The sequence below is a fragment of the Paenibacillus rhizoryzae genome (assembly GCF_059686995.1).
Genome location: NZ_JCAALT010000001.1, coordinates 710128 through 736604 on the forward strand (window position 1 = coordinate 710128; position 26477 = coordinate 736604).

Annotated in this window: 27 protein-coding genes; 23 read left to right on the forward strand and 4 right to left on the reverse strand. The window is 50.4% G+C overall.

Annotated features, from left to right (window positions below; genetic code table 11):
• Nucleotides 1-4 precede the first annotated feature (4 nt).
• The 8 genes from lpdA to AC6ESO_RS03190 all read left to right on the forward strand — a co-directional run bounded on the left by lpdA (nucleotide 5) and on the right by AC6ESO_RS03190 (nucleotide 9126).
• Nucleotides 5-1420 (forward strand): dihydrolipoyl dehydrogenase, encoded by a 1416-nt coding sequence (gene lpdA, locus AC6ESO_RS03155; protein WP_497090102.1) that lies wholly within the window; start codon nucleotides 5-7, stop codon nucleotides 1418-1420.
• Between the two features lie 112 nt (nucleotides 1421-1532).
• Nucleotides 1533-2027, forward strand: coding sequence for an acyl-CoA thioesterase (locus AC6ESO_RS03160; RefSeq protein ID WP_497090103.1), 495 nt, complete (start codon nucleotides 1533-1535; stop codon nucleotides 2025-2027).
• Between the two features lie 59 nt (nucleotides 2028-2086).
• Complete coding sequence (thyA, locus tag AC6ESO_RS03165) at nucleotides 2087-2881, forward strand: thymidylate synthase (RefSeq protein WP_497090104.1); 795 nt, start codon at nucleotides 2087-2089, stop codon at nucleotides 2879-2881.
• A gap of 15 nt (nucleotides 2882-2896) precedes the next feature.
• The gene (locus AC6ESO_RS03170; protein ID WP_497090105.1) at nucleotides 2897-3394 is read left to right on the forward strand and encodes a dihydrofolate reductase; all 498 of its coding nucleotides are present in this window, start codon (nucleotides 2897-2899) and stop codon (nucleotides 3392-3394) included.
• A gap of 225 nt (nucleotides 3395-3619) precedes the next feature.
• Nucleotides 3620-5107 (forward strand): glutamate synthase small subunit, encoded by a 1488-nt coding sequence (locus AC6ESO_RS03175; protein WP_494817320.1) that lies wholly within the window; start codon nucleotides 3620-3622, stop codon nucleotides 5105-5107.
• A gap of 68 nt (nucleotides 5108-5175) precedes the next feature.
• Nucleotides 5176-5493, forward strand: coding sequence for a hypothetical protein (locus tag AC6ESO_RS03180; protein WP_497090106.1), 318 nt, complete (start codon nucleotides 5176-5178; stop codon nucleotides 5491-5493).
• A gap of 57 nt (nucleotides 5494-5550) precedes the next feature.
• Complete coding sequence (locus AC6ESO_RS03185; protein ID WP_497090107.1) at nucleotides 5551-6690, forward strand: hypothetical protein; 1140 nt, start codon at nucleotides 5551-5553, stop codon at nucleotides 6688-6690.
• A 12-nt stretch (nucleotides 6691-6702) separates the two neighbouring features.
• Complete coding sequence (locus AC6ESO_RS03190) at nucleotides 6703-9126, forward strand: DNA topoisomerase 3 (protein WP_497090108.1); 2424 nt, start codon at nucleotides 6703-6705, stop codon at nucleotides 9124-9126.
• 72 nt (nucleotides 9127-9198) lie between these two features.
• Here the strand turns inward: AC6ESO_RS03190 and AC6ESO_RS03195 are convergent, their stop codons facing one another.
• Nucleotides 9199-9942 carry an HAD hydrolase-like protein gene (locus AC6ESO_RS03195; protein WP_494817324.1) on the reverse strand — a complete coding sequence of 248 codons (744 nt, stop codon included), beginning with the start codon at nucleotides 9940-9942 and terminating at the stop codon, nucleotides 9199-9201.
• A 128-nt stretch (nucleotides 9943-10070) separates the two neighbouring features.
• On the opposite strand from AC6ESO_RS03195, the gene AC6ESO_RS03200 reads away from it, so the two are divergent.
• A complete protein-coding gene (locus tag AC6ESO_RS03200) occupies nucleotides 10071-10211 on the forward strand; it encodes a hypothetical protein (RefSeq protein ID WP_494817325.1) in 141 nt (46 codons plus the stop codon).
• A gap of 88 nt (nucleotides 10212-10299) precedes the next feature.
• Here AC6ESO_RS03200 and AC6ESO_RS03205 read toward each other — a convergent pair whose 3' ends face one another.
• Nucleotides 10300-10521: a hypothetical protein gene (locus AC6ESO_RS03205; RefSeq protein ID WP_091215788.1), complete on the reverse strand. Its 222-nt coding sequence runs from the start codon at nucleotides 10519-10521 to the stop codon at nucleotides 10300-10302.
• Nucleotides 10522-10693: 172 nt separating this feature from the next.
• Here AC6ESO_RS03205 and AC6ESO_RS03210 point away from each other — a divergent pair, with 172 nt between their 5' ends.
• From AC6ESO_RS03210 to AC6ESO_RS03265, 12 genes are all read left to right on the forward strand, one after another.
• The gene (locus tag AC6ESO_RS03210; protein WP_497090109.1) at nucleotides 10694-11419 is read left to right on the forward strand and encodes a phosphonate ABC transporter ATP-binding protein; all 726 of its coding nucleotides are present in this window, start codon (nucleotides 10694-10696) and stop codon (nucleotides 11417-11419) included.
• Nucleotides 11416-11916 (forward strand): GNAT family N-acetyltransferase, encoded by a 501-nt coding sequence (locus AC6ESO_RS03215; protein ID WP_497090110.1) that lies wholly within the window; start codon nucleotides 11416-11418, stop codon nucleotides 11914-11916. Before AC6ESO_RS03210 ends, AC6ESO_RS03215 begins: the two co-directional genes overlap by 4 nt.
• Before the next feature lie 53 nt (nucleotides 11917-11969).
• Nucleotides 11970-12581 (forward strand): DUF3298 and DUF4163 domain-containing protein, encoded by a 612-nt coding sequence (locus tag AC6ESO_RS03220; protein WP_497090111.1) that lies wholly within the window; start codon nucleotides 11970-11972, stop codon nucleotides 12579-12581.
• Nucleotides 12582-12600: 19 nt separating this feature from the next.
• On the forward strand, nucleotides 12601-13194 hold the full coding sequence (locus tag AC6ESO_RS03225; protein ID WP_497090112.1) for a response regulator: 594 nt from the start codon (nucleotides 12601-12603) through the stop codon (nucleotides 13192-13194).
• 104 nt (nucleotides 13195-13298) lie between these two features.
• Nucleotides 13299-14972 (forward strand): APC family permease, encoded by a 1674-nt coding sequence (locus AC6ESO_RS03230; protein WP_497090113.1) that lies wholly within the window; start codon nucleotides 13299-13301, stop codon nucleotides 14970-14972.
• A 277-nt stretch (nucleotides 14973-15249) separates the two neighbouring features.
• Nucleotides 15250-15909 (forward strand): MOSC domain-containing protein, encoded by a 660-nt coding sequence (locus tag AC6ESO_RS03235; RefSeq protein ID WP_497090114.1) that lies wholly within the window; start codon nucleotides 15250-15252, stop codon nucleotides 15907-15909.
• A 50-nt stretch (nucleotides 15910-15959) separates the two neighbouring features.
• Nucleotides 15960-16979, forward strand: a complete 1020-nt coding sequence (locus tag AC6ESO_RS03240) for a phosphotransferase (protein WP_497090115.1) — start codon at nucleotides 15960-15962, stop codon at nucleotides 16977-16979.
• Nucleotides 16980-17109: 130 nt separating this feature from the next.
• Nucleotides 17110-18030: a polysaccharide deacetylase family protein gene (locus AC6ESO_RS03245; protein WP_497090116.1), complete on the forward strand. Its 921-nt coding sequence runs from the start codon at nucleotides 17110-17112 to the stop codon at nucleotides 18028-18030.
• Between the two features lie 227 nt (nucleotides 18031-18257).
• On the forward strand, nucleotides 18258-19268 hold the full coding sequence (locus tag AC6ESO_RS03250) for a 2-oxoacid:acceptor oxidoreductase family protein (RefSeq protein WP_494817334.1): 1011 nt from the start codon (nucleotides 18258-18260) through the stop codon (nucleotides 19266-19268).
• Nucleotides 19269-19306: 38 nt separating this feature from the next.
• Nucleotides 19307-21613, forward strand: a complete 2307-nt coding sequence (locus AC6ESO_RS03255) for a thiamine pyrophosphate-dependent enzyme (RefSeq protein WP_497090117.1) — start codon at nucleotides 19307-19309, stop codon at nucleotides 21611-21613.
• A gap of 79 nt (nucleotides 21614-21692) precedes the next feature.
• Nucleotides 21693-21983, forward strand: a complete 291-nt coding sequence (locus AC6ESO_RS03260; protein WP_497090118.1) for a hypothetical protein — start codon at nucleotides 21693-21695, stop codon at nucleotides 21981-21983.
• Nucleotides 21984-22009: 26 nt separating this feature from the next.
• Entirely contained in the window at nucleotides 22010-22537 is a 528-nt protein-coding gene (locus AC6ESO_RS03265; RefSeq protein ID WP_494817337.1) for a hypothetical protein, read from the forward strand.
• 94 nt (nucleotides 22538-22631) lie between these two features.
• On the opposite strand, the gene AC6ESO_RS03270 is transcribed toward AC6ESO_RS03265, so the two are convergent.
• Nucleotides 22632-23618: a YpdA family putative bacillithiol disulfide reductase gene (locus tag AC6ESO_RS03270; RefSeq protein WP_497090119.1), complete on the reverse strand. Its 987-nt coding sequence runs from the start codon at nucleotides 23616-23618 to the stop codon at nucleotides 22632-22634.
• A gap of 198 nt (nucleotides 23619-23816) precedes the next feature.
• On the opposite strand from AC6ESO_RS03270, the gene AC6ESO_RS03275 reads away from it, so the two are divergent.
• On the forward strand, nucleotides 23817-24350 hold the full coding sequence (locus tag AC6ESO_RS03275; protein WP_497090120.1) for an ADP-heptose synthase: 534 nt from the start codon (nucleotides 23817-23819) through the stop codon (nucleotides 24348-24350).
• Between the two features lie 66 nt (nucleotides 24351-24416).
• On the opposite strand, the gene AC6ESO_RS03280 is transcribed toward AC6ESO_RS03275, so the two are convergent.
• The gene (locus tag AC6ESO_RS03280; protein WP_497090121.1) at nucleotides 24417-24629 is read right to left on the reverse strand and encodes a hypothetical protein; all 213 of its coding nucleotides are present in this window, start codon (nucleotides 24627-24629) and stop codon (nucleotides 24417-24419) included.
• Nucleotides 24630-24701: 72 nt separating this feature from the next.
• On the opposite strand from AC6ESO_RS03280, the gene AC6ESO_RS03285 reads away from it, so the two are divergent.
• Nucleotides 24702-26450 carry an ABC transporter ATP-binding protein gene (locus AC6ESO_RS03285; RefSeq protein WP_497090122.1) on the forward strand — a complete coding sequence of 583 codons (1749 nt, stop codon included), beginning with the start codon at nucleotides 24702-24704 and terminating at the stop codon, nucleotides 26448-26450.
• Nucleotides 26451-26477 lie beyond the last annotated feature (27 nt).

Consider the following 26477-nt stretch of genomic DNA (forward strand, 5'->3'; position numbering starts at 1 on the left):
AACCATGGTAGTAGGAGATGCATCACTCGATATTGATTTGCTCGTCATTGGAGCAGGCCCCGGCGGCTATGTAGCGGCAATTCGCGCTGCGCAGCTTGGCCAAAGTGTGCTTGTTGTAGATAAACAATATGTAGGCGGCGTATGCTTGAACGTAGGCTGTATCCCGTCCAAGGCGCTAATCTCGGCGTCTCACCAATATGAATCCATTTCTCACGCATCTTCCTTCGGTATCACAGCATCCGATGTGAAAGTGGAGTGGAGCAAGGTTCAAGAGTTCAAGAACGGCGTAGTCAAGAAATTGACCGGCGGCGTTGGGCAACTATTGAAAGCCAACAAAATTCAATTCTTCGCCGGCGAAGTGATGTTCATCAGCGATACAGAAGCACGTGTATTCAATGAACAAGAAGCTCCGCGCTACCGTTTCAAGAACTGCATCATTGCAACAGGCTCCCGTCCAATTGAGCTGAAAGCATTCCCTTACGGCGGCCGTATCGTTTCTTCGACAGAAGCGTTGTCCTTGCCTGAAATTCCGAAGAGCCTCGTTGTCATCGGCGGCGGCTACATCGGTATCGAGCTTGGTCAAATGTACGCTCGTTTCGGAACGAAGGTTACGGTAATCGAAGGCTCCGATACGATTCTTCCCGGCTTTGACAGCGATATGTCTTCGCTCGTGGCGAAGAAGCTTAAAGGCGCGAAAGCAGATATCGTAACAGGTGCTCAAGCGAAGAGCGCGGTTCAAACAGACAACGATGTAACCGTAACATACACAGTCGGTGGCGAAGACAAACAAGTGACAGCGGATTACCTGCTCGTAACGGTTGGACGCCGTCCAAATACAGATGGCGAGCTTGGCCTGGATATGATCGATGTGAAGATGACTGATCGCGGTCTGATTGAAGTCGACGAGCAGTGCCGTACAAGCATCCCGCACATCTACGCAATTGGCGATATCATCGCAGGACCTGCGCTTGCGCATAAAGCGATGTATGAAGGCCGCGTTGCCGCAGAAGCCATTGCCGGACAGCCAAGCAAGATCGATTACAAGTGCATTCCGCTTGTGGTATTCTCCGATCCTGAATGCTCTAGCGTAGGCTACAGCGAGAAGGAAGCAAAGGAAAAAGGCCACAACGTGAAGGTTGGCAAATTCCCGTTCAACATCAACGGACGCGCGTTGTCCCTTGGCGTAAACGAAGGTTTTGTCAAAGTTATCGCGGATGCGGATAACGGCCTTGTACTCGGCGCTCAAATCGCGGGTATTGAAGCTTCCAACATGATCGCTGAACTGGGACTTGCAATCGAAATGGGCGCAACGCTTGAAGATATCGCCCTGACGATCCATGCACATCCAACGCTTGGTGAAATCGTTCTGGATGCGGTTGAAGTGGCGCTGGGACACCCGATTCACGCAATTGCCAAATAAGATGAACATCAATAAATAACCAAGGCTTACAGGAATGCAAGAGGTCACGCCGCAGTTGTTCTGCAGCTGGGCCTCTTTCTTCTTTAGCATATAGCCAAGGAGGCTGCCTGCAATGACGAGCGAAGTGATGAAGAAGACCACGGACGAATCGAGATCAACGATGATGCAGCTGATCTTCCCGTCGGATACGAATTACCACGGGACGATGTTCGGCGGTAAAGTCATGGAGTACATGGATAAGATTGCGGCGATTACGAGCATGCGTCATGCACGCGGACCGGTCGTAACCGCATCGACCGATAGTTTGGATTTTGTTGCGCCAATTAAAGTCGGCGATATGATCGACGTCGTAGCTTTCGTCACATGGACTCGTAAAAGCTCGATGGAAATCTACGTGAAAGTTCAAACCGAGAATGTCTATTCGGGAGAACGCAAAACAGCTGTCACCGCCTTTTTCACCTTTGTTGCGCTTGATGAGCATGGCAAGTCGACCCCTGTTCCGGGCATAATTCCGCAGAATGAGGAAGAACAAGCGCTGCATCTGTCCGCACCGGATCGCTACGAACTTAGAATGCAGCGAAAACAGGACAGACAGAAGAGCCTTTAAATGTTAAACTAATAGGAAGCGGTTTTTTTGTAGAGAGATGGAGAGGGGGTAGACGGACGTTGAAAGCTTATTTGGATTTGCTTCAGGATGTCTTGGATAACGGGGTAGTGAAAGAAGATCGCACAGGAACAGGAACAAGATCCGTGTTCGGTCGTCAGCTTCGCTTCGACTTGAATCAAGGCTTTCCGCTGGTAACGACGAAACGGATGCATGTGAAATCCATTATTCACGAACTGCTCTGGTTCCTTAAGGGAGATACGAACGTTCGCTACTTGCAAGAGAATGGCGTTCGGATTTGGAACGAATGGGCAGATGAGAACGGTGATCTGGGTCCGGTCTACGGGTCGCAGTGGCGGGCTTGGGAGACACCTGATGGTCGCCGTATCGATCAGATTGCAGCCGTAGTACAATCGATCAAGAATAATCCGGATTCAAGGCGCCATATTGTCAGTGCGTGGAATGTTGCGGAGATCGACAATATGAAGCTTCCGCCGTGTCATTTTGTATTCCAATTCTATGTGGCTAACGGGAAACTCTCATGCATGTTGACGATGCGTTCATCCGATACGTTCTTGGGGCTGCCGTTTAATATTGCGCAATACGCGCTGCTCACCCATATGATTGCCCAGCAGTGTGATCTGGGTGTGGGGGAGTTTATTTACTCCGGTGCGGATGTTCATATTTACAGCAATCATATTGAACAGGTAAAACTACAATTGACTCGTGAACCGCTGCCATTGCCGAAACTGATCATTAAGCGGAAACCGGAATCGATTTTTGACTATGTCTATGATGACTTCGAGATTGCCGATTATCAGCATCATCCTACGATTAAAGCGGAAGTAGCGATATAAGGGAGGGTGCCAATCATGACAATTGCAATGATTGCCGCAATGGCACGTAACCGCGTGATAGGAATCGACAACGGCATGCCGTGGAGTCTGCCGGCTGAGATGGCGCATTTTCGGCGTTCGACAGCGGGCAAAACGGTCGTAATGGGGCGTAAAACGTTCGAATCGCTTAGCGGACCGCTTAAGAACCGTCGCAATGTCATCTTGACCCGCAGCATGGATTATAGGCCGGATGGCTGCGAGGTTGCTCATTCCGCCCAAGAAGTGATCACTCAGTATGGCCATAATGAAGGCGAAGAGCTTGTTATTATGGGCGGCGCAGAGATCTATTCGCTGTTTATGCCTTATGCGGACAAGCTATGGTTAACGGAAGTCGAAGCGGATGTGGCAGGGGATGCCTATTTTCCGACTTTCGATATGGATGAGTGGACTGTGCAGGATCGAGAGCATTTCTTGAAAGATGAGAAAAATGCATACGATTTTACGATCGTTACATATGTCAGGAACGCACGCTAGTGCAAATTCGATTTGTTTGGCAAATGCCTAACATTATGTGATAAAGTGCAAATGATTGTACGGAAAATCCATTTATTGCGTTAGGCCAAGTTGCTAAGATATTGTAAATAGTTATCAGGTTTTATATGGTAAAGTTTGATATTGAATTCAATGTCGATTCCCGATATAGTTTTAGAGAGATAACGAACATTCGGTAATGGGAAAATGGATGGAGGAAAAGCGATCATGTCTACACCTACTGGATTTATGGACTACAAACGCGAGCTGCCTGCTGACCGCGATCCGCTAGAACGGATTAAGGACTGGGATGAATTTCATAAGCATTTTAGTGAAGATCAGCTGAGAACGCAAGGCGCGCGCTGCATGGATTGCGGTACGCCTTATTGCCATACAGGTATCGAGCTTCCGGGAGGCGCATCGGGCTGCCCGGTGAACAACCTTATTCCGGAATGGAATAACCTCATCTATCGTGGACTTTGGCGCGAGGCACTGGATCGTTTGCACAAAACGAACAATTTCCCTGAATTCACTGGCCGTGTTTGCCCGGCTCCGTGCGAAGGCTCTTGTACGGTTGGCTTGATCGGTGATCCGGTTACGATCAAAACAATCGAGCAATCCATCATCGACAGAGGCTTCGAAGAAGGCTGGGTCGTTCCGCAGCCACCGCTTATGCGTACCGGCAAGAAGGTTGCCGTAGTTGGCTCCGGTCCTGCGGGAATGGCTTGCGCGGCGCAGCTTAACAAAGCGGGCCACACGGTAACGGTTTATGAGCGTGCAGATCGCATCGGCGGCTTGCTCACTTACGGTATTCCAACAATGAAGCTCGACAAGAAAGTGGTTCAGCGTCGCGTGGATCTGATGGAAGCGGAAGGCGTAAACTTCGTTACAAATGCGGAAGTCGGCACAAACGTACCGGCTGAGCAATTGATGAACGAATTTGATGCTGTTGTCCTTTGCGGCGGTGCTACGAAAGCGCGCGAAGTTGATATTGAAGGCCGCGATCTGAAGGGCGTTCACTTGGCAATGGATTATTTGAACGGTACCATTAAGAGCTACCTGGATTCCAACTTGGAAGACGGTAATTATATTTCGGCTAAAGATAAAGATGTTATCGTGATCGGCGGCGGCGACACAGGTACTGACTGTGTAGCAACAGCGCTTCGACACGGTTGTAAATCGGTGACGCAATTCGGTACAGTTGGTAAAGCACCGCTAGTGCGTGACCAAGAGAAGAACCCATGGCCGCAATTCCCTAACGTGTATACGCTTGACTATGCACAAGAAGAAGCTCGCGCGCTTTATGGTGAAGACCCTCGCGCATTCTCCGTACTGACGAAGAAATTCGTTGGTGACGAGAACGGCAACCTGAAAGAATTGCACACGGTACAAATTCAGCGGACAGTCGATGAAACAGGTCGCAGAATCTATACCGAAATTCCGGGTACAGAGAAAGTTTGGCCGGCTGATCTTGTTATGATCGCGGTCGGTTTCGAAGGTCCTGAGAACACGCTGATTCAGAAGCTTGGCCTTGAGCAAGACCGTCGTTCGAATGTAAAAGCCGAGTATGGCAACTACAAAACGAGCGTTGACAAAGTATTCGCTGCAGGCGACATGCGCCGTGGACAAAGTTTGGTTGTTTGGGCAATCAACGAAGGCCGCGAGGCTGCGCGTGAAGTGGACCGTTATTTGATGGGAACAACGATGCTTCCTTAATGAAGCGATTCGGAATGCAAAGCGCCTACGGGCGCTTTTATTTCGTTTAACGAAGGAGTGGACGAAAGATGATTCAATACGGGTCCGAGCAAATTACGCAACTGCGATTTATGACGTTTATTCCTCGTATCGAACGACGCGATGAGCAATGGATCGATATCGAGCTGCATATGATTGTGGATCAAGCCACACCTGTACCTGACGGATTAATAGATTTAACGGCATTAGTGATTTGTACGCATGGCGGCGTCATTGCTCAGATTGTACCGCTGGATGAGGGCTGTGATTGCGAGTTCCAGTTCACCTCGGACGAGAAGGAACAGATCACTGCGTATATTGAATCCGCAGAAATCCAAGGGCAGATCGCAAATCTCTCTATCGGTTAAGGTAAGATGTGGTAAAATGAGCTGTAGGTTATCGTTTCTTGGTGGGAGGAGATTCGATTGCGCACCACAGCTGCAGGTGTTCTTACGCCGACGGATATTCATAAAATTAGGCATTATGTTCAGCATAAGTACGGTGACTTGCCTAGCGATCGCCGTGCTGAGATTGTAGCGGATGCGATGCAGCGTATTGTCCTGCGACAATTGCCGGCGTTTCCGCAGGAACAGAAGCTGGGCGTTTCGACCGAGTTGATGCGCTGCATCGCGGTGCGGAAGCAAGTCCCCGTTCATGAGAAGCATATTTTTGAAGCATGCCTGAGGCTCGATTATCGTGATCCTCAGCTTTTCCATGCCCTGCACGAATGGGTGGAGCAGCGACTTGGCGTGACGATCGAAACGGATGTGTTCAAAGGGATTATCGATGAAGGCGTTCATATTGCGAACTCTCCCCACTTGCAAGTTGAAGCCTGGGATGCTGTTATTGGCACAGTGGCAGGCTATTATCGGGCGCCGGATCGAATGGCTGAGATCATCGCGCTTCCCGGCAGCCGTAATGGCGCTACAAGCAGCAGGACGAAGACGAGTAGCTATCTGTTCCTTACTGTGGCGCTTAGCGCATCAACGCTGTTCTATGGCTGGTGGACCTTGCATCCGCCAACTGCTCCTGCTCAGCTCCCTAAGATTGGACAACCTATCGTTGCGAGCCCGCCAATCCCCCAATCGCCTAATACTATCGTGCAGAAGTATAAGAATGAACTGCCCAGTGAGCTGAGATATGTAGATGTAAACAAAGAACGGCTTGTTCAGTATTTGACGGGGAAATCTTCTTTGCTCGCAGAAGAGCCTTATTTTAGCGCAATCGTAAATGCGGCCAAGGAGCATGATATCCATCCGCTATTGCTGTTCGCCATTACCGGACAAGAACAAGCTTTTGTACCGAAGACGCACAAAGACGCAAAGAAGATCGCGAACAATCCGTTTAATGTGTTTCACAGCTGGAAAGAGTTTAATACAACAATCAGCGAGTCTGCGAAGATCGCAAGCAATACGATTGTACATAAAAGTCAAGGAAGACCTGACGATGTCGACGCACTCACTTGGATCAATACGAAATATGCCGAAGACGTCAATTGGTCGAAAGGCGTTAGAGCGATATTGGATGCGATGAAACGTCAGATTATGTTGGTTAACGAACGGTAAAGAGGCGATTGCTTGAAAACATTGATTATCGCAGAGAAACCCGATATGGGCCGGACAATCGCCGCTGTCGTAGAACCGAAGGCGCAGAACAAACGCGCCTATTTGGAGGGCGAGCACTACATTATTACGTGGGCGATCGGCCATTTGGTCAGTCTCGCAGAGCCGGATCAGTACGATCCTAAGTATAAGAAATGGAATGAAGCGGATTTGCCCATTATTCCGGATCGCTTCAAGCTGTGGCCTAATGCGCGGACGAAGGATCAGCTTGCTATCATTGGCGAGCTGTCGAAGCGCTGTGATCGGCTTGTTAACGCATGCGATGCCGGGCGCGAAGGTCAGCTGATCTTCCATCTCATCCGGCAATATTTGAAAATGCCGCAGCCGACGGATCGGCTGTGGATTTCCGATTTGACCCCGGAAACGATTCGCCGCGGGTTTGACGGGCTGCGCAGCGACCAGGATTATGATGATCTGACACGCGCTGCCAAAGCCCGAAGCGAAGCGGACTGGCTGGTTGGGATGAATGCTTCGCGGGCATTTACCATTCGCCACAAAACGCTGCTGTCGGTTGGACGGGTACAGACACCTGTATTGGCGCTGCTTTACGATCGGCATAAGGAAATTACGGCTTTTGACAGTGAGACGTATTTCGTCGTTCAAGCTTCATTCAGTCAGCAGGACTTTACTTATAAAGGCGTCTGGCAAGGTGATCGCATCACGAAACGCGAGCAGGCTGAAGCGCTTGCCGCGAAGGTATCGGGGAAGCCGGCTAAGATTGTCAGCTATACCGTAACGGAATCGAAGGAATATCCTTACCGGCTCTATGATTTGACGCTGCTGCAGCGCGAAGCGAACGGGAGGTACGGTTATCCGGCGAAGAAAACGCTCGATATTGCGCAGTCCCTCTATGAGAAACATAAAGTGATTACGTATCCTCGGACAAGCTCTAACTATGTGACGGAAGAGAACCTTCCAATAATGGGAAATGTTCTTAACATGCTTAAACAAACGTCTTACGGTGATTTAGCCAATGGTGCGGATCGCAGCAGGGTGCATAAAGGCAATAAGGCCGTTTGTAATCCGGCGAAGGTTGAGGATCACCATGCGATCTTGCCGACGCCGAAGCGTCCCGGCACCTTAAGCACGGAAGAGCAGAACATATACGATATGATTGTTCGTCGATTCCTCTCTCATTATTATCCTCCGGCTGTCTATAACAATCATGAAGTGTTGACAGAGGTGGAAGAGGAGCAGTTCCGCACACGTGCGAAGGAACAGCTGGATGCCGGGTGGCGAGTCGTGCTTGGCGATCAGGATGACGGCAACGCGAGCAAAGCAAAGAGCAGGTCGAAGAAGAAATCCGATGATGCGACGGACGAGCAAGAGGATGATCTGGTTGAGACCGATCGTCCGTTCTCGGTTGACCCCGATGCGCCGGTGCATTGTGAGGGCGCAGATGCACTTGAGAAGGCGACGAAACCGCCGAAGCCGTATACGGAAGGTACATTGCTCAAAGCGATGGAGAGTGCCGGCAAATCGATTGAGGATGAAGAGCTTCGTGATGCGATGAAGCAAACGGGGCTGGGTACACCGGCAACTCGTGCCGCGACAATCGAGCGGCTGAAGTATGTCGGGTATATCAAGCCGACTGGCAAACGGCTTGATATCACGACGAAGGGCTGCGCAGCCATCGAGCTGATTCGCGGTGCCGGCGTCGAACTGCTCGCTTCGCCGGAAATGACGGGGCGCTGGGAACAGCGTCTGCATCAGATATCGAAGGGCGAAGCGTCGGATGAGCAGTTCATTGCGAAGGTGAAGCAGTTTGCCGAGATGATTGTCGGCAAAGTGAAGCATCAGCGACAAGCAGACGCGAGCCTGTTCGAAGAGCCTGGGCAAGCTGGCGGGGAAGCTAAAGGCAGAGGCAAGGGAGCGCGAGCATCCGCTTCGGGCGAGAAAAGTACGCGGACATCTTCGAAGGAGAAAGCTGTGAAGACGAAAGAGGCTGGCTCGAGCTCGGGCTCGGGTCCAGCCGCAAGAAGTACAGCTTCATCTCGATCGAAGTCTGCAAGCACCTCGGCGGCTGGAAGCAGCGGTGCCCAAGCTCGTACTGCCACAGCCACACGAGCGGCATCAACTTCGGAATCGGCGGCAAGCTCGCCGAAGGTTATTGCAACTTGTCCTCGGCCAGGCTGCGGCGGTGAACTTGTAGAAGGTAAACGCGGTTATGGCTGTATGCGATTTAGGGAAGGCTGTACGTTCGTCATCTGGAAGGAACAACAGGGACGTCTCGTTACCGCGGCTATGGCGAAGGCGCTGGCAGTTAGCGGTACTACGAGATCCTCCACATTCAAGCGGGAAGACGGTACCAGTGAGACAGGCAAACTGACGCTGGTGAATAACACAACCGGGGCAGTGGAATTTGTACCTGCCCAGTAAGAACGAACAAGAGGCTTGTCCTCACAGGAGTCATTGACTCTTGTGCAGGACAAGCCTCTTCTTGTTTGCTGGTTAGTTGGAACCGCGTTGATTCAGGTAAGTCTGAATACTTGTCGGAACATCCCGGAGCTGGTCCAGTGTGAGGAATGCGCCTTTCGGCTCCACATCAATACCGACAATATTGTACGCCCACTCGGAATCAGTCTTCATGTGGATAGCGTGTATGCCCGAAGTTAGGGCGGGAATCACGTCGGTACGAATGGAGTTACCGATCATCCAAGTCGATTTGCGATCGAATTTACCGTCGCGCAATATGTTCTCCATCGCTTCGATATTCTTCATTGAACGCACATAGATGCGCGGTCCGAAATACCGTTCCAGCTGCATTTGCTTGATTTTACGTTGTTGAATCAACATTTCCCCGCCGGTGTAAAGGTGCAGCTCGTGACCTTTGGAAGCCAATTCATCGAGGGTCTCCTCCATGAACGGATAGGGTTCAACCTCATGATCGTAAACACTTCTTCCTAATTTCCACATCATATCTACTTCTACAGGGGATATTGCTCTCCCCAGTAGATCGGAGAAATGCTGATAAGTTCCAATAAAGGATTGCGGGAAGTGATCGCTCTTAAAGCCGGATACATGTACGCCGGCAATATCGATTTCGGTTTGTTTGTCACGGATTTCCTGAGCCGAAATTCCATAACCCCTGAACCAGTCTGTCATGAGATCTGTGAATTGATCAATGACGAAGTAAAAATACTTGTTGCAGTAAATAAGCGTATCATCGAGATCGAATAAAATACTTTGTTTCATCTTAGGCACGGCTCCTTCCCCAGATGATTTCCGCTGTGTAGATTCAATCTACCGCATCTTGGGATTCGCCGTCAAATCGAATAGTACTGGGAACATTTACAAATACTGTAGGTGGAGGTGAATGATGAATGCCAACAAATCGGAACAGCAATAAGAAAAACGGTGGAAGTGAATCGGAGGGGAGAAGTTATTCTTCCGAATTAAAGAAGCTGGAGAAATTAGCTAGCAGACCTTCAAGCTTAAACGGCATTAACAAACAGCTGCCTTAATACATACGGCAGATTAGGAACAGGGAACAGTCTCTATATGGTCAGCAGCCAGAAGGCATCTGAGGACACATATAGAGACTGTGAGTTGTTAGGCATACTTATTTAATTTAGCAGTGAGATCCTGCTTAATATATGCGATTCTCTTACGAACATAGAAGTCGTAGCTTGCTCCTTTCAATTCGCGAGGGCTAATGACTTCATCAGCACTGTTGTCGATAATGGTCAAGGAGCCGTTGGAATAAAACTTAAAAGTTAGATCCCGGAATGGTCGATGCGTTTCGATAAATCGATAGTTTTCACAGTTATTCATGATGGTTAGCCTCCTCACAATTGGCGGGAATTTAGAACGTGTGTTCCTGTTTTTATTATAGCAAACATTTGTTCGTATGGAAACTATTATTTTTTTAACTTAAACTAGATTAATAGCTTACATAGAACACTTCGCATTCAACAGCAAATGCATTCATAAAGGAGCGCCACTCATGATAAAAGTCGATCAATTATCCAAACAAATTCCGGGCGGGCCGAAGGTGCTCTCCGGGATCAGCTTTAACATAGAACCCGGTGAATTTATCGCCATCAAAGGGGCGAGCGGAAGCGGTAAATCCATGCTGCTCCGATGCTTAGCGTTAAGAGAGTCATGGAGCGGCGGCTCCTATATCGTGGACGGCGTCGATATCCTCAAAAAAGGTCTGCTGGGCAAAATGAAAATCCGCCGCGAGATGGCTTATCTCGAAGAGAAGCCTACCTTAATCGGCAAACGGACCGCGCTCAAGAACGTATTAATCGGCACCGCGCACCAAACACCGATTTGGCGCAGAGTGACAGGCATGATCCGCAGCGATGACTATATGGGTGCCATGGATATGATCGAGAAGATGGGACTGCTCGAGAAAGCGCATCAGAAGGGCGATAAGCTGAGCGGCGGAGAGAAGCAGCGCATTGCTATGGCACGCGCTTTGGTACACGGTGCAAAGACGTTGCTCACCGATGAACCGGTATCCGGACTTGATCCGCATGCGGCAGAGCAAGTACTCTCCGATTTGAAGAAGATGTGCCAGACGCAAGGGATTTCGGTCGTAGCGGTCATGCATCAGGGTGACTGGGCAGAACGGTTCGCGGATCGAATTATCGGCTTGAACAACGGAAAGCTCGTGCTGGATATCAAAGGCAGAAGAATGACGGAGCGGGAGAAAATGCTGCTGTGAGTACTTCCGTAACCTACGAGCTGCGACCGATAGAACCTCATGAGCTGGATGCCGCACATAAGCTAGAACTGGCTTGCTATTCAGTTGAGGCAGCGGCTACCCGGGAATCGTTTTCGTTCAGACAGAAACATTTCCCAGGCTATTTCTGGTCCGCTTGGCAGAACAACAAACTGATTGGACTGTCGTGCGGTGTTCGTACAGCGGAGAGCAGCTGCAAGAGCGATGCGGTCAAGAGTGCGCACAGTGCTGAGAGCGGTGGAAACCATCTCGTGATTCTGTCCGTTGCAGTCGCTGCTGAGCATCGTTCCAGCGGAATCGGGACTGCACTTATGAGAGCGCTTATTCAACAAGCTGAAGCCGATCAGCTCGCTACAATCGTTCTTATGTGTGAACCGCATCTAATCCCTTTCTATGAAGGATTAGGGTTTGAATATTTAGGTGTTTCGGCATCCACGCACGGGGGCATTGAATGGCATGAGATGAGAAGAGTCATCTAAATGGGAATCGGCATACAATGGAGCATTAACCTAGAATAGGCAGGTGTTCCATCATGGCATTCCAGTTTCCGGCCGTTATCCACGCTTCCCGTGTCACGTTCCCGAAAGCCGAGCTTTGGGTTCCGGTCGTAAGCGGACTTCATAACACAGCGGCGCGCAATACGATTAACGGTAAAATACGCAGAACGGTAAGCGAGCTTGTGCAAAATCAAGGCTCTCTTGAGGATCCGCGCGCTGATATGCAAGGCTATTTTGAGATTAAGACGAACGAGAAGGACATTCTAAGCTTATCGTTGTTTAATTATGCCTTTACGGGCGGAGCACACGGGCTGACGCTTCAGGAGTCTCTAACTTTCGATACGGGCAGCGGCAAGTCATACACGCTGTCTGAGCTTTTCAAACCAGGCAGTAACTATGTCGGCAGGCTTTCCGATATCATCAAGGCTCAAATCGATGAAAGACAAATCGCCACGTTAGAGCCATTCCATTCCATTCGGCCGGATCAGCCTTTCTATATCGCGGATCGCTCGCTTGTCATTTATTTTGCGTTATACGAGCTTGCTCCTTATGCTTTCGGGTTTCCGTATTTTCCGATTTCCGTCTATGACCTAAGCGATATCATTAATCCGAACGGACCGCTTGGCCGAATGGATGTGAACAATTAACTGTATTAGAGGAGATCCTATGATTTATGTTCTCATATTGCTGCTAATCTGCGTTATTCTGACTATTACCCTGATCAGACGAAGACAGCACGAGAATAATAAACCGGTCATTGACCGTAACCATCGAAGCCAGATGTATCAAGTCCTGACGCAGCAAGATCCAGCGGAGCTTAATCGGACATCGAATGCCGAATCGGATGCGCGAGGTAGCTGGCCGACGTGCAGTATTCTCATTGTTGACGACCAAGCGGCAATCCGAATGCTGCTCCGAGAGTTGTTCGAGCTTGAAGGGATGAAAGTCTATGAGGCGACCTGCGGCACGGATGCGATTGAAACCGTTCGTACGACAGCGATTGACTTCATTTTGCTTGATTTGAAGATGCAGGATATGGATGGAATTGAAGCGCTCCATGGCATTCGCCGATGGAATGAACAGGTGCAGGTTGCGATGATTACAGCATTCGGGGATCCGCTTAAAATGGAGGAAGCCAAACAGCTGGGCGTGCAATCGTTTTTCACCAAGCCGTTTGATATCGAGCAAGTGAAGAATCGGGTGTTGAACAGCTTGAGGAAAAAGGATTGCAACGTTGAGCATAACCCTCCAGTTGAATAAACATGTATGATTTAATCCGTCCGGGCAGCTTCGATGCCGGCGGATTTTTTAGTTGTGCTGATGGGATTGCCGCGCTCATAGAGTCAAGTAGGGGGGTGGCGACTTTGTTTTTGCTATGGGCTGGTTGTTTGATTTTCGCATGTGCATGTGGTCTCGCCCTCTTCATCGCACGGACGGCGGAGCGCGGCGCGAAGCGGTCCTTGCACCAATCCCTGCATCACTTCTCGCCTTATGTGCGCTATATGCAGGATAAGCATGATCTGAACGGAATCGGGTTTGCGCAGCAATTGACTCGGCATATGGGCGGACGATCCTTGTTTGGGCTGTCTTTTAGCTCCTTATCTTTTATCGGGGGAGCGGCTCTGTTGCTTGGCCCTGCTTTAGCTGCCGGTGGTCCGGCGGTCATCGGAATCGGTTGGCCGATTCTTACTTTCCTCGGTATCGTGACGGCAAGCTCTATTGCCGCACTTGCTTCTGCCGTGCCAACCGCAGGCGGCTGTTATCACTGGGCATTATCCGCGGGCGGACGCCGAATGGGCTTATGGTCGGGCTGGCTGCATTTCCTGGGTACGGTAATCATGCTGGTGACGACAAATCTGCTGCTGGCAGATTGGATATATAATGTGATGGTTCAGCGTTTAGGCTATGCCGGCGGCGGGGAGTTGTACTATGTGCTCCTTATTGTTCTGTTTCTCACGCAAGCTCTACTGAATGTGAGAGGGGTTCATTCCCTTGGCAAACTGGCAGGAATATCTTCCGGGCTGCAGCTGTTGTTAGGGTTGATGATCCTTCTATTCTTCGTTGCAGCAGCTTGGCCGGCTAACTATCCGTTTCAGATGTTGGCCGGCACGGATCCAATTGCAGGCATCACGGCCGATAGCCGGCCTGTGATCTTAATCGGGATGCTTATGCTGCAGCGACTGTTTCTGGGCAGCGACTTTGCAGGTCAGATGGCTGAGGAAACGAAGGACCCTCGGATTAACGTCCCGTGGTCCATTTTCTTCTCATCCGTTGCGCTTGGTTTATTTGGCTTTATATTGTTCGCGCTTGTGTTCATGTTTTTTCCGCTGGGTAGTGAAGGATTAGCCGCTTATTCAGACATCAGTACTTGGTTCGTGACGCTCTGGACCAAATGGGGAGCGCTGAGCAATGCAATCCTACTGCTGCTAATTGTTTCGTTCGTATGGATGAATGGAAATGCGTCTATGGCGGCAGCGACTCGTACGTTGTTCGCCATGGCAAGGGATGAAGCCGTGCCTTATTCAGGCAGACTTTCCGCGGTGTCCGTACTGTATCGTACTCCGCTTCGCGCGGTGCTTGTTGTATCTATTTTCGCAGGTATATCTTCATTGGTGCTCAAAGCGTTAGCAGCCGGTGCGATGACACCGCAGCACACACTTGCGCAACTGATTTTATTAAGTGTAGGAACGCTGCATATCGCACTGGCACTTCCAATTGGAGCTAAGTTTTATGGGGAAATAACGCACAGAAATCTTTCGAAGCTAAAAGGACCGTGGAACCTTGGCGCGTATGGGAAGTACGTCGATTCGATCGCGGTAATCTGGCTTGCAGGGAGCGCGGCTGCCTCATTTGTATTGCTGGATCCTGTTCTTCTTCTTTACTTAGCTTTCGCAGTGTTGATAGGCGGCCTACTCATCGAGTGGAAATACCGTGCGCTGCTCAAGAAGGTCCCGTTCAAGGTTGTGGGCTCGATTCGATTCAGCCGAAGATCGATTGATGAATGTATCAGAATTGAAAGAAAATTCCCGCAACATTAGGAATCCGCTCTTTCTACTTCTAAAACATGGCCCGGACATTGGGGAAATATAGACGCTGTCCGCGGAAAATATTTCCCCAAATGCTCGCGACTATTTCCCGGGGAAGCGCATGAAACAACACGAAAGGAGCACTTTCGACACGATCTGTAACAACGTGATCGAATAGGGGAAATCGTGTCAAAATCAGTATTGTTAACGGCATTAAGGATTGCAAAGCTTCCATATTCCGGCTTATAATTCGTTGTAATATACAGTTCTCGTTGAAGGAGGAGCAGGTATGGAGCTTGGAACATTGATTTCGATTAATACGGCTTTACCGGAAACCGTACAATTCGGTAAGAAAGATATAAGCACTGGCATCAATAAGAACCCGGTTGGAGCGCAGCCTATATATCTATCTCGTACCGGCTTGAAGGGTGATGGGCAAGGCGATCTCGTCTTTCATGGCGGCGCGGACAAGGCTGTTTGTGTGTACCCGGCAGAACATTTCCCCTATTGGGAAGAACGCTGGGAGCGCGAAGTACTCCCAGGGGCTTTTGGCGAAAATTTCACCGTTTCCGCACTGACGGAGCATGAAGTGTGTATTGGAGATGTTTGGAGCGTAGGCGAAACCGTGGTTCAAGTCAGCCAGCCCAGACAGCCCTGCTACAAGCTCGGGATGAAGCATCAATTGCCGGACCTTGCGCTTGAGGTGCAGACAAACGGCTATACCGGTTTCTACTTGCGCGTGCTTACTGAAGGCCATGTCAAGCAAGGGGACGAGCTGCTCCTAACGAAGAGGCATCCGGCTGCAATTACGATTGCAGAAGCAAACCGGGTCATGCACATCGACAAACAGGACAAAGCTGGTATGCTCACGCTGCTGGCTATCCCGGAGTTGTCGGAAAGCTGGCAGCAAACGCTGAATAAAAGGCTGGAGAAACTGGAGGCCGAATAAGAGCATTTGCAGAAGGTAGTCATGGCGACCGACAGGGGGCAGCAGCTTACATGGTTCAAATCAAAGAGGGCGAATATGCGGAATACTTGAAGGCTTATACGCTTGATTCCAATCGGAAGCTTGTACAAGAAGAGAGCGGGATGAACAATACAACTCGCATGGTTTACTCCGGTGCGGACAAGTTCGTACTCCGCATATATGAGAACCATCGTGACGAAGCGCTAATTATTACGGAGCATGCGATATTAAATGCACTCCAGAGGCAGCAGTTATCATTTGAAGTACCTCGAACGGTTCTCAATCACGCAAACAACTCGATAACGATAGGCTCAGACGGCAAACTGGCAGCCTTATATCGGTATATTTACGGGAACAGGCCGAAACCTGAGCTTGAATCGCATATAGCCGGTCTTGGCCATGCGGCCGGAGAGCTTTCTAATGCGCTGGCCCATTTAACTTTGAATCCGGAAACAGTGCCTCAATATAAACCGTATTACGAGCTCGAAGAAAACCACGGCTCGATGACGCGCGATGTTCTAATGGGGTTTTGTGAACGCTCTGAACGACTCTTAAACAGCCGAGAGAAGCTGGATGGACTTCTGCGTGAGCGCGAACAATTAACGGCGTTAAGAGAGCAGCTGGCTTCTCTGCCGGAGCAATGGATCCACGGCGATATTGTGTTCACGAATGCTGTAGCAGTTGGAAATCAGATAACGGGTCTGCTGGACTTTGAATTTTGCACGATCGATGCAAGAGCGATGGAGCTCGCCGTTGCATTAGCCGAGTTTCCAAGTGAAGACCATGAAGAAGCCCTTCGGCGCATTCAGCTGTTTTGCAGCGGCTATGGTGAAGCGGCGAAACTGACGGTAGAAGAAGTAATGATGCTTCCTGCGTTAATCAAACTGCGGATGATCGATGTATGTCTTCATTTTGCAGGCAGGCTGTTCGCAGGACTGGATTCGGACGCTATTTGGCAGGAACAGATTGATCGCGCGTCTTTCGTTTGCGTATGGGTCGATCGTTGGCATGATGAGCTGATGAACTCGTTTCGTCGCCATTTGATCTCATAGGACATGTAAGGCCGATCTATCTCCGCCGCGGAGAATGATCGGCCTTGTTTTATTCATATAGATAACATTATAATGTGATATTTCGGAAAACCGGAAGCATACATGCTGAAGCGGATGGGGAGGCATGCAGATGAAGAGTACGGCTGAGCTGCTGGGTTACGGACCGAATGATCGATTGTTGATTATTAACGCGGATGATTTTGGCTTGTGTCATTCCAGCAATAAAGGCATTCAGAAGCTGCTTGAGGGCGGAATTGTTTCATCGGCTACCATCATGATGCCTTGCGCATGGGCAAGAGAAGCGGGAGTATGGAGCGCCAGCCATACGCTCATGGATGTCGGCGTCCACTTCACGCTGACGAGCGAATGGGATGTGATGAAATGGGGGCCGGTTTACCGCGGCGGATCAACGGAGTCACTAGTAACGATGGAAGGGTATTTTCACAGGGATTCCAAATCGTTCGAGCGCAGGGCTGACGCGGAACAGGTGAAACAGGAGCTCATTGCACAGGTTGAGATGGCGCTGCAGATGGGCGTTAATGTAACTCACACGGATAACCATATGGGAAGCTTATATGGACTGCAGACCGGAAGACATTTTCTGGGGGAAGTGTTTGATGTGTGTGCCGGCTATCGGCTGCCATTTCGGCTTCCGCGGTTCTTGCAGCTGGAATCGGGCGCACCTGCGCCTCCGGAGCTGGCTTTGCAGGCACTTAAGCATGCAGCAGAAGCTGATCGAAGAGGGGTCGTCGTGCTGGACTATCTCGTGGCGCTGCCGTTTCAATCGAAGCCCGGGGAAACGTATGCGCAGTTTAAGGATCAGATGATTGCCTTGCTGAAACGGCTAAAGCCAGGCGTATCCGAGCTAATTATCCATCCGGCGCTTGTGACTGACGAGCTGACCGCCTTTCACTCAGAGCCGCTGAAACGTGGGATGGAAATGGATATTTTCCGTGATAAAGAAGTACAAGATGTGATGCATTACGAGGGAATCAAACAAATCGGCTGGAAGGAATTAAGGCACTATCAGCGCCGCAATTCGCGGCCATGATTCGGGAATGCAGGGCTGTCCATGTCGGAAATGAACAGCTGCTGTGTTAGCTTTGTTTATTGAATTGGGACAAGCTGTACTAGAACAGCATGAGGGACATTCGTCTGTATTACTGTTTTTGCGATCCTGTTTAGGAAAGAAACGCTATTCGCCACTTCCATGTAATGGTATACTGATAGTTGTGAATTATATAAGTATTCAGTTAATTCGGGAAGGGAGTGGAGCAAGTGGCGGTACTTCCAAAACAGAATGATCTTGGATTCTTTGAAATTCGATTGGAATCAATAGGCGGATTGGGCGCTAACTTGGCCGGAAAGATGTTAGCTGAAGCGGGTGTAGTTGGAAGCGGTTTCAATGGGGTCAGCTTCTCCTCCTATGGATCAGAGAAGAAAGGCTCGCCGGTAAAGGCGCATATTCGGTTCTGCGATATGGAGACGAATATCCGCGACACGACACCGGTCGAGCGCCCTCATATCGTTGGGGTGTTTCACGAGAACTTGTCCAAAACCGTTAATGTAATCAGCGGGATCTACGAGGACAGCATGGTGCTGGTGAATTCTAGCAAAACAACCGATGAATTGAAGCAGAAAATGAAATTGTCCGCTGGTACACTCGCAGTAATTGATGCTACAGGCATTTCGCTTGAAGAGAACAATCGCGTGAACATGGCGATGCTTGGCGCTTTATTCCGACTCTGCACCTTCCTGGATTTTGAGCATATGAAAGGAATAATCCGGAAGTCGCTGGAGAAGAAATATCCGCAGGCTGTCGAACCGGCACTGCGAACGTTCCAACGCGGGTTCGATGAAGTGAAGTTCCAGACGTATGTGCTTCCTGAGGGGGAGAGCATGCCTCAGCCGACACGGTGGGATGTTCCATCACTTGGCTATGAGACGCAGCCAATGGGCGGGATGATCATAAATCCCGGGAACAGCGTGCTGAAGGATATCAGTATTTCAAGGCAAGGCATGATGCCGCATTTTGACGATGAGAAATGTATTCACTGCGCAGCTTGCGACACTGCGTGTCCGGACTTCTGCTTCGTATGGGAAGAGCAGCCGGATAAGAAGGGTCGTCCGCAAATGTTTCTGCAGGGAATCGATTACCAATATTGCAAGGGTTGCTTGAAATGCGTCGTAGCTTGTCCGACCGAAGCGCTTGCTTCTGAACGCGAGACGGATGGTTACGGCGAACAACACCGAGTGCCGCACAAGTTTGATTGGGCAAAAGCGAATTAACGTCGTGTAGGGTTTGCACGGAAGAGAGGAGCGATACAATGGCCATTGAAATCAACAAAGAAGTGAGCAGAGGTAAAGTAGAGCAGCGTATGGTCTATGAGTCAGGGAATGAGATGGCGGCGTACGCCGCACATCAAATTAACTATCACGTTATGGGTTATTTCCCGATTTCACCATCAACAGAGGTTGCCCAGTTCCTCGATCTGATGAAAGCGAACGGGCAGCATGATATTAAATTGATTCCCGCAGACGGCGAGCATGGTTCCGCAGGAATTTGCTATGGCGCGTCCGCAGCCGGCGGTCGCGTATTTAATGCGACAAGCTCCAATGGGTACTTATATATGCTGGAGCAAATGCCGGTCCAATCCGGTACGCGTTTCCCGATGGTTATGAATCTCGTATGCCGTTCGGTTTCCGGACCGCTCGATATTCATGGCGATCACTCCGATTTGTACTTCGCACTCAATACCGGCTGGCCGATCTTGATGTGCCGCGATCCGCAAGCTGTGTATGATATGAACATTATGGCGCTTAAGCTTGCCGAAGATCCGCAGGTGCGTCTGCCTGTTCTTGTCGCTTCAGACGGTTACTTCACTTCGCATCAGAAACGCCGCGTTCAAACCTTTGCCCATCGCGCCGATGTACATGCTTTCGTTGGCGAGCATTCGCCGGAAGGCTTCAAGCATGTGCTCGACCGCAACAATCCGATCACTGTTGGTCCTTACATGAACGAACCCGATTATATCAACAACTGCTATCAGCAGTCGATGGCGATGTATAACGCAGGCGAGGTGTTCGATCGTATCCGCGCCGAGTATGCGGAACTAACCGGACGCGACTATCCAATTCTGGATCAGTATCGGATGGATGACGCTGAAGTCGCAGTGTTCTTGATGAATTCCGCATCGGAAATTATCAAAGACGTCGTGGATCAGCTGCGTGCGAAAGGGATTAAAGCAGGCTCGATTGCGCCGAATATGATTCGTCCGTTCCCTGCGAAGCAAATCGCCGAAGCGCTGCGAGGCGTCAAAGCGGTCACGATCGGCGATCGCGCAGATTCCTATGGCGGTCATGGCGGCAACATGACGAATGAAATTAAAGCGGCGCTGTTTACGCAAGGCGTTCGAGACACGCTCGTCATCAGCCGGATTTACGGTTTGGGCGGCAAAGATTTCTACGCGGAAGACGGGCATCACCTGTTCGAACTGGCTATCGAGGCGGCACAATCAGGCAAAGTCGATGTTCCGTTCGACTATTGGGGCCACACGCCGGGTGATCCGGAGAAGGCGCCGAAGCGCGTCCTTGAACCGCTCAAGTATGAGGAGCTGAAGACAGGACTGATTACGGTTGACCGTGATGAGACTACCGGCAAGCTGAAGGTTAAGGTTCCTCCTGTACGCCAGCTGACGAAGAAACCGAAACGGCTTGCGCCGGGTCATGGAGCTTGTCCGGGCTGCGGTATCTTCTCCGGCTTGGAGTTATTCTTCAAGGGGATTGAAGGCGATATTGTCGCCCTCTACCAAACCGGCTGTGCAATGGTTGTAACGACAGGTTTCCCGTACTCCTCGCATAAAGCGACTTATATCCATAACTTATTCCAGAACGGCGCTGCAACGCTGTCAGGCGTTGTTGAGATGTTCTGGGAACGCAAACGCCGCGGCGAGCTGGATCAATATGGCTTGAAGGATGATTTCACCTTCGTCATGATTACAGGCGACGGCGGGATGGATATCGGAATGGGGCCAGCAATCGGAAGCGCGTTGCGTAACCATAAGATGATCATTCTGGAGTACGATAACGAGGGATACATGAATACGGGCGCTCAACTTTCGTATTCAACACCGCTTGGACACCGTACTTCTACTTCCAACGTAGGCAAACATCAAGGCGGCAAGCTGTTCCACCACAAGGATACGGCGCAAATTATGGCAGCTACGAACATTCCGTACGTATTTACAGGCTCGGAATCGCTGCCGCAGGATCTGCTCCGCAAAGCGGCTAAGGCGCAATATTATGCGCAGAATGTCGGACTTGTGTATGGGAAAATCCTCATTTCCTGTCCGCTGAACTGGCTTTCGGAGGAGAAAATCGGTCAAACCTTGATCGATGAAGCCGTTAACACGTGCTTCTTCCCGATGTATGAGGTTGAAGAAGGCGTCACGACGATTACGTATAACCCGGAAGAGAAGGGGAAACGAATCCCGCTTGGCGACTGGCTTAAGAATATGGGCAAAACCAAACATATGACGCGCCCGGAATATGCCGAAGCGCTCAAGTCGTTCGAGGATGAAGTGGAACGCCGCTGGCTCCGCCTGAAAGCGAAACACGAGAATTTATACTTGTAGGATCTGATAGGCGCGGCGGCGAATAATCGGCCGCGCCTTTTGTTTTGAACTTTACCATTAGAAGGGGAGCCGGAGCACAATGCCCATCGTATTGCGTCATCGCATAACCGGAGAAATCGCATGTGGAATGCTGAGAAATGTGTATGATTTTGCATACTATGGCGCTCTCTGGTGGGAGGATATAAATGCGGCGGAACAGCTGGCCGAGCAGGCCCTTGTCGAGAGGAGTTTCATCGAGCCATACGCAGACTGGGATCTTCTTGAAGTGAAGGAAGAGCGGTTAAAGCTGTTTAATGTGAAGCTGAACAATAATCCGGCTAGAAAAATAGTGCTAGAGCAAGATGGAGCCATCACGCTGCTGAAGTCATAGTGTTAGTGTAGGAGGGTAAGAGGCGAATGGATGTGACGGATCATTCCTATTTTCAGCAGATCAAAGGGCTGAGCTCTGATGTGGAAATAGAGGCGTTCGGCTTGGAGCTCAGATCGGGAGGATTCACGGCAATTCGAAGATTTCTGGATGACTTCCGGCAGTATTTACGTGCATTTACCGATGAGGAAGGTGAGTTTGCGCTAGAACTGCTGCGGCGCGGGCAGCTTGCAGTACCCGAGCCAGGCCGGACAAGCCCGTCGTGGACATACATTTGGCGCGAATTCACAGGCATCATTCGGACTAAGCGGCATGTGTTTGAATCCATATCGGAGGACCAGCGGAGCGGGGAATGGCAGGTGCTGCTCGATAATCCGTTCAGCAATCAGAACATCACGGTTTATCCGGCATTAACCTTCATCGAAGCCGTCTACATGTTTGCGTATTTCCGAACGGAGCTGCTGCATAATGAATATATCCGGCTGCAGAAGATCGCGACGGTGATGACCTTCCAGGGCATCGATGAGGACGGCGTTCAGCCAATCGTGAGTCTATAAAAGTACCAAAAAGGCTTTGAATCTACCGAAAGCGGCTGCGCCGTATCGGGATTCAAAGCCTCTTTCGTTTGCTAAATATGCGCGCTTGTGATGATTACGATAATGCGCCAGTTCGCATGAGATGCGCGGCGATCTTCCGACCATGGAACCGCCCGGATTCGATAAAGATCTCGTTGGCTTCCCGCCGCGAAGCGACAACGCCGGCCAAATAAATACCCGGAACATTGCTCTCCATCGTCTCATCGTTGAAAGTCGGGTAACCTTCTTCCTCGATCGTTACGCCGAAGGAGGCAAGAAATGCGCGATCCGGATGGAATCCGGTCAAAGCAAGCACGAAATCATTTGGCAGCTCGTCGCATCCGATGTTACTTTCGATCGTGACGCTTCGCGGATGGATCGCAATGACGCGGGAAGCAAAGCGCATCTGGATGCGTCCTTTCGAGACGAGGCTCTCGAAGATCGGGCGCACCCAAGGTTTGATGCTCGAAGAATATTGCTCGCCACGATAAACGACGGTGACCTTCGCGCCAACTCGCTCTAGCTCCAGAGCCGCATCAATCGCCGAATTGCTGCCGCCGATAATGGCGACCTGCATGCCGGTGTAGGGATGGGCTTCGCGGAAGAAATGCGTCACTTTATCGGACTTCTCACCGGGAATACCAAGCTCATTCGGGTGATCGAAATAGCCGGTCGCGATGATGACGGCTTTGGCTTGATAGCGGTGTAACTCGCCGTGACGGTTGGAGCTCTCTAAGACGAAGCTGCCGTCTTGCTGCGGATGAATTGCCGTAACGGCTTCATACGCATTTATGCGAACTTCACGCCGCAGAGCAACGCTGCGATAGTAATTGAGCGCTTCAACGCGGGACGGCTTCTCGTTCGCCGTCGTAAACGGTATACCGGCGATTTCGAGCAGCTCCGGGGAGCTGAAGAAGTGCATGTAGGTCGGGTATTGCGATATCGAATGAACGACATTGCGCTTCTCGATCATAAGCGGGTCGATGCCTATTGCCTGCAATTCAATAGCTGCAGCCAGCCCGCATGGACCGGCACCGACGATGATTACTTGTTCGTTATGCATAAGTTCGGGATCAACTCCAATACACATTTAACATTAGGGCAGGGACCAGTCTTATTTTAGCACAGCTTCCAAGCAGTTGCTTCCTGTAAAACAAGCATTTAGCTCTGTGTACGTGATTGGTTATGTTGTATAATAAGCTAACACTTATCAGAGAGAGTTTGACTACAGTCAAACTCCCTATTACAAGGGGGAGATAGAATGCGACGGCGATTTGTCATTGAAGCCGTAATGGTAGCAACATATGGTCATTTGCTCGTACCAAGCCGGCCTGTCGATTTTGTCTTGCCATATTCGACAATTATGGAACTCTACGATATGAAAGCGGGAACGGATCCCGTTATGGATGATCCCGAGGACGACGCCCATGTGAAAGGTAAGATCGGCGAGCTTATCGCATTCTTCGAGGACCCGTTCAACAAGAAGAAGATTGAGCGCGCGCTGCAAATGCCTTGGCGTGAAAGTTCACCGCTGCTGCTGGATGATAAGATCCAATTCACCATCGTGCATGCGGTGGATAACGCGCATTACGGCGAATACTTTGACCCGATCGAAACGGAGCTGCTGCTGACTTCCATGAAGCTTAGCGTGCCTCTGCTGTCGGATCAATTCGAGTTTCAAGATAAGCTCCTGGAGGCTGAAGTGCCTGTCCAGGTATATGATATCGAGGATTTCGAATTCGCGGTTGAACAAGGAATTACGGCTGCGGATTTCGAGCCTTCCAGCGATTTGTAAACCGCTGATAAAGGGAGCATGACCGTATTTGGGCTGATATAGACCGATTATCGGCGAAAATAAATTTCACGAGAGCCTCTTGCGCGCTGCCGGAAGTGGTGTTAAGATTTGGATGTTCCAATTAACGGAAAACGACGAAAGGAGGGCGATGGACATGGTAAACACTTTTGTTGATGTGCGCATGAAGAATTTATTCAGGTCCATCGGCCCGACTTCTTTCACAGACTGCAGCCTTAAGTAGCTGTATACCCGTCTGTGTATAAGGAGATCTTGAGCCATGTGGCTTGAGGTCTCCTTTTTTGTTGCCGTCATGGAACCTGCGCATGTGTTGTTTAAAGGGGGAATACAACAATGAAAAATTTGGTTCGCTTATTGCGCTACTTACGTCCGAGTACGCGATGGGTCGTCATCTCGCTGCTGATGATGCTGCTTGGAACGCTGATTGATTTGATCGCGCCATGGATGCTGAAGCTGATCTTCGACGAAGGCATTGCCGATAGCAATGTGAAGCTGATCCTTGCTTTGATACTAGGTTTGGCGGGCATTCAAGTCGTGAAAAGTATCGCGATGTTCGTCCAAGGCCGAGCGCAAGAGCTTGTCGGGCAAAATGTCGTCTTTACGCTGCGGGAGCAGCTCTATAACCATCTGCAGCGGTTGTCCTTCAGCTACTACGATAAAGCGCAGACGGGGCAGCTGATGTCCCGGATGACAGGCGATATCGAATCCGTGAAGAACTTTATCGGTTTCGGTGCGATGGCAATGTTTACAGGGGTCATGACTTTTGTAGGCACAATCGTCTTCATGGCGTTCATCCAGTGGCAGGTTACGCTGCTCTGTATGGCGAGCGTTCCGCTGCTGCTGCTGGCGCTGTTCCAGTTTAACAAGAAGGTTGGTCCGGCTTGGGGTCAGATTAGAGAGCAAATGGGCAAGTTGACGACAACCTTGCAAGAGAATATCTCGGGTATTCGCGTTGTTAAAGCATTTGCCCGCGAGAACGTTGAACAATCCAAGTTCGAGGAACGCAACGATCAGAACTTCGAAACGAATATGGACCGGGCGAAGCTTGAGGCCAAATCGTTCCCGCTGATGAACTTCTACGGAGGTCTTGTCTTTCTGACGATGGTGTGGGTCGGGGCTTATTTCGTGGCAAAGGGTAAAATGTCACTGGGTACGTTCATGGCGTTTCAGTGGTATACGTGGGGAATCATCTGGCCGCTTAACATGCTCGGCTGGCAGATCAACATCATGCAGCAGGCGATCAAAGCCGCGCCTCGTGTGTTCGAAGTGCTGGATACGCCGGTAGATATCAGCTCGGAGTCAGGCGCGAACGAGGATACGGAACGAATCGAAGGGAATGTCAGCTTCGAAGGTGTCTCCTTCCACTTCGCCGATCAAGATCCGGAGCAAGACGCCGGTATTCTGGAGGATATCTCGCTTGGGGTGAAGCGGGGTGAAGTGATCGCCGTGCTTGGCGCAACAGGCTCCGGCAAGAGCAGCTTGATCGCTTTGATGTCGCGGTTCTATGATGTCAGCCAAGGGCGGCTGCTGATTGACGGCGTGGATGTTCGGGACTATGAGCTTGAAGGGCTCCGCCGCAAAATCGGCATCGTACCGCAGGAGACGTTCCTGTTCTCCGCGACGATTCGGGAGAACATCGCATACGGGGTGCCGGAAGCGATGCAAGAGCAGATTGAATGGGCATCGCGCAAAGCTCAAATTCATGGCTTCATCGAAACATTGCCGCATGGCTATGACACCATTATCGGCGAGCGGGGCGTCGGACTGTCCGGCGGACAGCGGCAGCGTGTCGCGCTTGCGCGCGCCATTCTGATGGATCCGCCGATTCTCGTGCTGGATGAAGCAACGGCAAGCGTCGATACGGCTACGGAATCCGCTATTCACGAGGAGCTGCTCGAGGTTATGAAGGGACGCACAACGTTCATTATCGCGCAGCGACTATCCTCCGTAAAACGTGCGGATCGTATTGTCGTGCTTGACGGAGGCAAGATTGTGCAGCAGGGAACGCATAAAGAACTATTCGAGCAAGAAGGGTTCTTCCGAAATCTGTTCCAGATGCAAGAGGCTGCAGCAGCCAGATAATCGTTACATTAATGGCATAAAAAATAA